We start from the raw sequence: 6,032 nt of genomic DNA on the forward strand, positions 1-6,032 counted from the left end.
TCAGCAGCGATTTTTGCAGCACTTAATCCCGCAGGTCCACCACCAACAATTATCAGTTTATAATGCTTCATAAACTTTACCCTTGTCATCTTGTGTTTTGACAATCATTCCTTCTTCAAGTTCAGTTATGCACGTACGGACATTAGGAATATCATTCACAATCATATTACATGAAGCACAATTTCCTATTGCACAATAAAAGCCCCTTGGACGCTTGAGCTTTATGCTGCTGCTTAATCTCCTAATACCAAGTGCATGAAGCGCTGAAGCAATTGTGTCTCCAGTGTAACCATACACGTCTTCCCCATTGTATTTAAAATAAAGTTTAGTTCGATCAGTAAACTCCAAAATGGGATGTTCTTTAACTCTCATGTACTCACCTCTTTTGCTAATCAAATTATATCATAGAAAACGCTTCCACTAAACAAAAAATCATTTTATGTTTCAAACTATAAAAACAACCCTACAAATGGGGTTGTTTTATTCTTTAAAACTTCTATTATATGACCTTAAAATTAAGAGCAGTTTTACCAACGCATACGTATGTAATAATAGAATAAAATATACTAAAGGTCTGAAGTATAAATAGAATGTACTAAGACCCCCAGATTCTCGTAATCTAGGAAACATGATTAAGACTTGATAGTATAGTGGAAATCCTGTCAATAGTATAAACCCTATCAATCTTCTAAACATTTCTTTTTTAGAACTGTTATCATTGTATATTTCATTATTTAGAGTACGTTCTTTTCTGAAGTACAACCACCCTCCATATTGCATTACTAGTTCCCAATCGGTAAAAAGTTCAAGATACTCTTTCAATTCCTTTTTACTGATTACTCTGAAATCAAATTCATAAACCATATCCTTGGGTTCTGATTCTTCAAACTCATAGTATCCAAATCCGACTTTTGTTAACAAAAAACCGTTTAAAGCTTTTTGTTCTAAGTATTCCTTCTCTTTTGCCTGCTGCCATGCAAAGAATAACTTCTTCTCTCTAATCATATTATCAGCCCCTTCGATATTGCTATCAACTCTTCTAGCCTATTGAGTTCGTAATCTACCAAAGTGTTTCCTAATTCAGTAATATGGTATGTTTTTTTTCGTTTTGCTCCTTCAATACGCTCCACATTGATCAATTTATTTTTTTGCAAATTTGTCAATGCACCGTACAAAGTCCCAGGAGCTAGTACTAATCTACCTCTCGTTAATCGCTCAACATGCTTAATAATTCCATAACCATGCCTTGATTCCCTCAATGAAAGTAGTATTAAAAAACTCGCTTCTGTTAATGGTGAGTATCTATTTTTAGTCATTTTATCACCCCTTATATCGTCAAGCGATATATCGTATAACTTTATATTACTATATTATGTATTATTTGTCAAAAAAAAGAGCTTTCGCTCTTTATTTTTTATGTACTATTTTTCCGTCTATTATAACATACTCAGTTCTTGTGAATATATCAAATAAGGGTCCATCCCAGATAACTATATCTGCATCTTTTCCAACTTCAATACTCCCAACACGATCTTCAATACCGTTTAATTTTGCAGAAGTTATCGTTAATGCTTCTAAAGCTTTTTGCTCACTAAGTCCTTCTTTGACAAACAATGCGGTTTGAACCAATGTAGTGTCTAGTGTGATAACTGGATGATCTGTCATTATTGCAAATGGAATCTCAAAATCTTCTAGAACTTTAGCTGACTTAAATGATTTATTTACAAGTTCGTACTTGCTAGCCATACCCAGGGTAGGACCAATGATCATTGGTACACCACTTTCTTTTACAAACTCAGGAATTAAATAGCTTTCTGTTGCATGTTCAATCGTTGTGTTTAATCCAAATTCTTTTGTAATTCTAATAGCAGTTGCTATATCATCAGCACGATGAGCGTGTATTTTCACAATCATACCATCAAACACTCTCATTAAGCTATGCAGTTTCATATCAAATGCAGGTTCTTTTGCATCTTCTTCTTTGTTCAAAAAAGCATTATATTTCGTATGATATTCTTTTGCCTTGAATAACCATTCTCTCATTAATGCGGCACTTGCCATACGAGTTCCTGGATTTTTATTTCCTGTACCATATACTCGTTTCGGATTTTCACCTAAAGCCATTTTCATTGATGTCTCTTCTTTGATCAATACATCTTCAACAGTTTCACCATATGTCTTAATCGCAGTAAATGTTCCACCTATTACATTTGCACTACCAGGTCCTGTATTTACAGTTGTAATCCCTGCTTTTACAGTGTAATCAAAAGCCATATCTTTCATGTAAATACTATCAATACCTCTTAATTCAGGGTAGATTGGTCCGCTCATTTCGTTTGTGTCATTACCTTCAAAACGAATCCCTTCTTCCATCACTCCAATATGACAATGTGGATCAACCAATCCAGGTGTCACAAGTAGCCCTTTGGCATCAATTATTTCTGCATGCTTATACTTTGTAATATCAATATTCCCTACTTCTAAAATCTTTTTGTTTTCAATTACTATTACTCCGTTTTCAAAATCAGAAGAAGCCATAGTTTTTATGTTAGCATTTTTTATTATTAGCATAGTTATCTCCTTTATTGTTATTTAAACTACTTTAATTATAATAAAAAACTCTATAATATACAATCTGCAGTTTATATAATAATGTCACTTAGTATTTTGTATGTAAAAAGTGTATAAAAAAAGCCAGATATAATCTGGCTAATCTTTTAATTAACTACGTGCTTTTGCTTCTTGGATACTAGCTTTTTTACCGTTATGTTTAACGTTAGCTAATTCTAATCCAACTTTTCTTTTATGTTTTTTGTTAACTGTAAAGAAACTAAAAGCATGTCTTACAGTGATATCTTGAATATCATTGTTTCTAATACCAGTTTTTTTAGAGATAAATTCAGCTAATTTCTTAGGATTCATTCCAACACCAGTACCTAGATTGATATGGAATCTTACTGAACCTTCGCCAGTTCCTCTTTCACGACCTTGTCCACGATCACGATTGCGACCTTGTCCACGTCCTCTGCTACCAACTTCTTCATTAATATCTCCTAAGATAACTTCACTATGGTCTGTCTTCTCAAGTTTTCTTAGAAGTGCACTTACAATTTTCTCTGGATCATTATTTTCTAATAATCTAGTAGCTAAATCGTATTGTGGACTAATGTTTTCTGTTTCAATAATTGACATGATATCCTCTAATTGTTTATCATGTTTTACTCTTAAAACTTTTTCTGGAGTAGGGATGTTTCTCTTTTTGATAGTAGATTTTGTAAATCTTAAGATACTATCAAGACGAGACATTTCACTTCTAGATACTAAGCTAAATGCATATCCTTTGTTTCCAATACGTCCAGTTCTACCAATTCTATGTACATAGTAATCAGCTTTTTCTGGAATATCAAAATTAACTACAAGTTCAACGTTTTTAATGTCTAATCCTCTGGCTGCAACATCCGTTGCTACTAGCATATCTAAAACTCCTGTATGGAATTTATTTAAGACATGAAGTCTTGCTGTTTGTTGTAAGTCACCATGAATCTTATCGACGTTGTACCCTTTTTTCGTTAATTCTCTTGTAACGTCGTCAACTTTACGTTTAGTATTACAAAATACAAGTGTCAGTTTTGGATTATAAACGTGTAACAGTCTTGCAACCGCTTCAATTTTATTCTTTGACTGTACATTATAGTAATACTGTGTAATGTCTTTATTGGTTTCATCTCCGCTTACTACACTAACCAGTTGTGGATCCTTCATATAATTCCTTGAAATGCTCACAATTGGTTTAGGCATTGTAGCGCTAAACATTACTGTTTGTCTATCAGGATTCGTCGCATCGAAGACTGTTTCAATATCTTCTTTAAATCCCATTTTTAACATTTCATCTGCTTCGTCTAGTACCATGAACTTGATATTTTCTAGACATAGAGTTTTTCTGTTTATATGATCTAATGTTCTACCAGGAGTACCAACAATAATTTGTGGTTTCCTTTTTAGTCCTTGTAACTGTTTGTATATTGGTTCTCCACCATATACAGATACTGTTTTTAATTGTGGTAAATATTTACCGATTTTGTCAATTTCTGATTTAACTTGAACAGCTAATTCTCGTGTTGGACATAATACTAATGCTTGAATATCTCTACTGTTATAATCAATAGCTTCAAGTATCGGTAGTGCAAATGCCGCAGTCTTACCAGTACCAGTCTGACTGTGTCCAATTACATCTTTTCCTTCTCTCATTAACGGCATAGTTTCTGATTGAATCTGTGTGAATTCCTCAAATCCCATTTCTGTTAATGATTTGTTAATTTGTTCATTGTTATGTAACATAGTACATACCTCCATTTTTAAGGGCAATTAAGTATAACACAAATAGTTTGTATGTAAAGGAAAATAAAGAAAAAGCGCGGGTTATCATAAGAAACCCGCACTGTAAGTGTTTTACATGAAAATTGAAGTAATAACTTTCTTTAAATCATCAATATGATAAAGCTTATAAAGTTCCAAAACTGAGAATAAAAGTTTGATCTCGTGTGCATCTCTTAGGTCAGGAATTCTATTCTCAAATACTTTTAACTCAGAAGGCACATAATCATATTCTTCTTGCTTATAATCATGTATTAGCGTAAATAACAACCCATGTACAAAGAAATTATCTAGTACTTCTTCAAAGTTTGTAAAGTATTCTTTTAGTGAAATCAAAGCATGGAAACCAGTAATGATGTGTAACATATAAAAATCTTTGGTTTTAAGATACTGGTTTAAGAATAGTTCTAGCATCCTTTCCTCTGCATTCCCTCTTATCGAATACAGGTTATCTTTGATATAGTCATTATTGATTAGTTCTTCCAATCGTTTCATTGTTGATTTGCTTTCAAAGTTAGTAATTGTTTTAACACGATGTTTCACTAATTTGTCTAGTTCTTTGCGTTCATCCTCTTTTATTGAATATGGAAGATCACATTCAAAATAAATTACATCGAAGTATGCCATTGCCTGTGCAACCAATAAATCACTATCTGTCATTAATGCATACGACAATCTAATTAGACCGTGAAAGAGTCCTGACACCAAAGCAAATTTCGCTTTATTCAAATACCATTTCACCACTTCGTCTTTTCCTAATTTATTTATCTTAGTAATATATAGATTTGTTAGGGTAATATACTCTTCTTCTTGCTTGCTTTTAGGGTAATATTTATCTGTTAAATCCGGTATATGTTTAGAACCAACATATTCCTCGCTAATAAACTCAATATCACCTTCATCTATACCTAGTTTTTGTAACGCAATAATCATCATTGGTAGATGATTAGTAAGCCCATTGCTATAAGTCGGACTCAAGGCTTCAAATCGTTCAAGTAATCTCATGGTACCACCTCAATATCATTGTAACACTTAAATAAAAAAACAACGATTTATATGATTACTTATTTTATTATGTGCCCACTTATTATATAATAGATATATTGTAGAAAGGAGTGATCAAATGCTAGTACTTATTGGAGCAAGCGCGAGTGGAAAAACAGAGATTGCAAAATTACTTATCAAAAATTACGGATTCAATAAAATGGTTACTACAACTACAAGAAGAAAAAGAGTTGGTGAGGTTAATAAAATAGATTATAACTTCATTACTGAGAACAAATTCTTGAAGATGAAAGAGCAAAATAAATTTCTAGAAACAACGGTTTATAATAATACAAATTATGGAACTCCAAAAGAAGGTGCAACAATCGACAAAGTATTAATCGTTGATCCTAATGGAGCAAACTCAATATACGAAAAACAGATTCCTGAAACCTTATTCTTCTTACTAGAAACAGATGAGGAAACAAGGAAAGATAGAATGCTTGGTAGAGGTGACAACCTTATTCAAGTGGTTGATCGATTGAATAAAGATGATGATATATTCGACGCGAAAAGATTGAAACATATTGATTATAAGTTAAATACTTCAACGTTAACTCAAAGCGACCTTACTGCGATTATAAACGACTTGTATCACAAACATTTAAAACAAA

General features: G+C 32.5%; 7 protein-coding genes. 1 reads left to right on the forward strand and 6 read right to left on the reverse strand.

What is annotated here, in order from left to right:
• Positions 1 to 57: 57 nt before the first annotated feature.
• The 6 genes from AC2LE6_RS08245 to AC2LE6_RS08270 all read right to left on the reverse strand — a co-directional run bounded on the left by AC2LE6_RS08245 (position 58) and on the right by AC2LE6_RS08270 (position 5,379).
• Entirely contained in the window at positions 58 to 372 is a 315-nt protein-coding gene (locus AC2LE6_RS08245) for a (2Fe-2S)-binding protein (protein ID WP_484478781.1), read from the reverse strand.
• A 108-nt stretch (positions 373 to 480) separates the two neighbouring features.
• Positions 481 to 1,005 (reverse strand): DUF2812 domain-containing protein, encoded by a 525-nt coding sequence (locus tag AC2LE6_RS08250; protein WP_484478782.1) that lies wholly within the window; start codon positions 1,003 to 1,005, stop codon positions 481 to 483.
• Entirely contained in the window at positions 1,002 to 1,316 is a 315-nt protein-coding gene (locus AC2LE6_RS08255; protein ID WP_484478783.1) for a PadR family transcriptional regulator, read from the reverse strand. Before AC2LE6_RS08255 ends, AC2LE6_RS08250 begins: the two co-directional genes overlap by 4 nt.
• Positions 1,317 to 1,407: 91 nt before the next feature.
• Positions 1,408 to 2,571: an amidohydrolase gene (locus AC2LE6_RS08260; RefSeq protein ID WP_484478784.1), complete on the reverse strand. Its 1,164-nt coding sequence runs from the start codon at positions 2,569 to 2,571 to the stop codon at positions 1,408 to 1,410.
• 150 nt (positions 2,572 to 2,721) lie between these two features.
• Positions 2,722 to 4,338: a DEAD/DEAH box helicase gene (locus tag AC2LE6_RS08265; RefSeq protein ID WP_484478785.1), complete on the reverse strand. Its 1,617-nt coding sequence runs from the start codon at positions 4,336 to 4,338 to the stop codon at positions 2,722 to 2,724.
• Between the two features lie 111 nt (positions 4,339 to 4,449).
• Positions 4,450 to 5,379 carry a questin oxidase family protein gene (locus AC2LE6_RS08270; RefSeq protein ID WP_484478786.1) on the reverse strand — a complete coding sequence of 310 codons (930 nt, stop codon included), beginning with the start codon at positions 5,377 to 5,379 and terminating at the stop codon, positions 4,450 to 4,452.
• 118 nt (positions 5,380 to 5,497) lie between these two features.
• Here AC2LE6_RS08270 and AC2LE6_RS08275 point away from each other — a divergent pair.
• The coding region (locus tag AC2LE6_RS08275; protein ID WP_484478787.1) for a hypothetical protein at positions 5,498 to 6,032 on the forward strand (535 nt) is incomplete at its 3' end.

The sequence above is a fragment of the Candidatus Izemoplasma sp. genome (genome assembly GCF_982632705.1).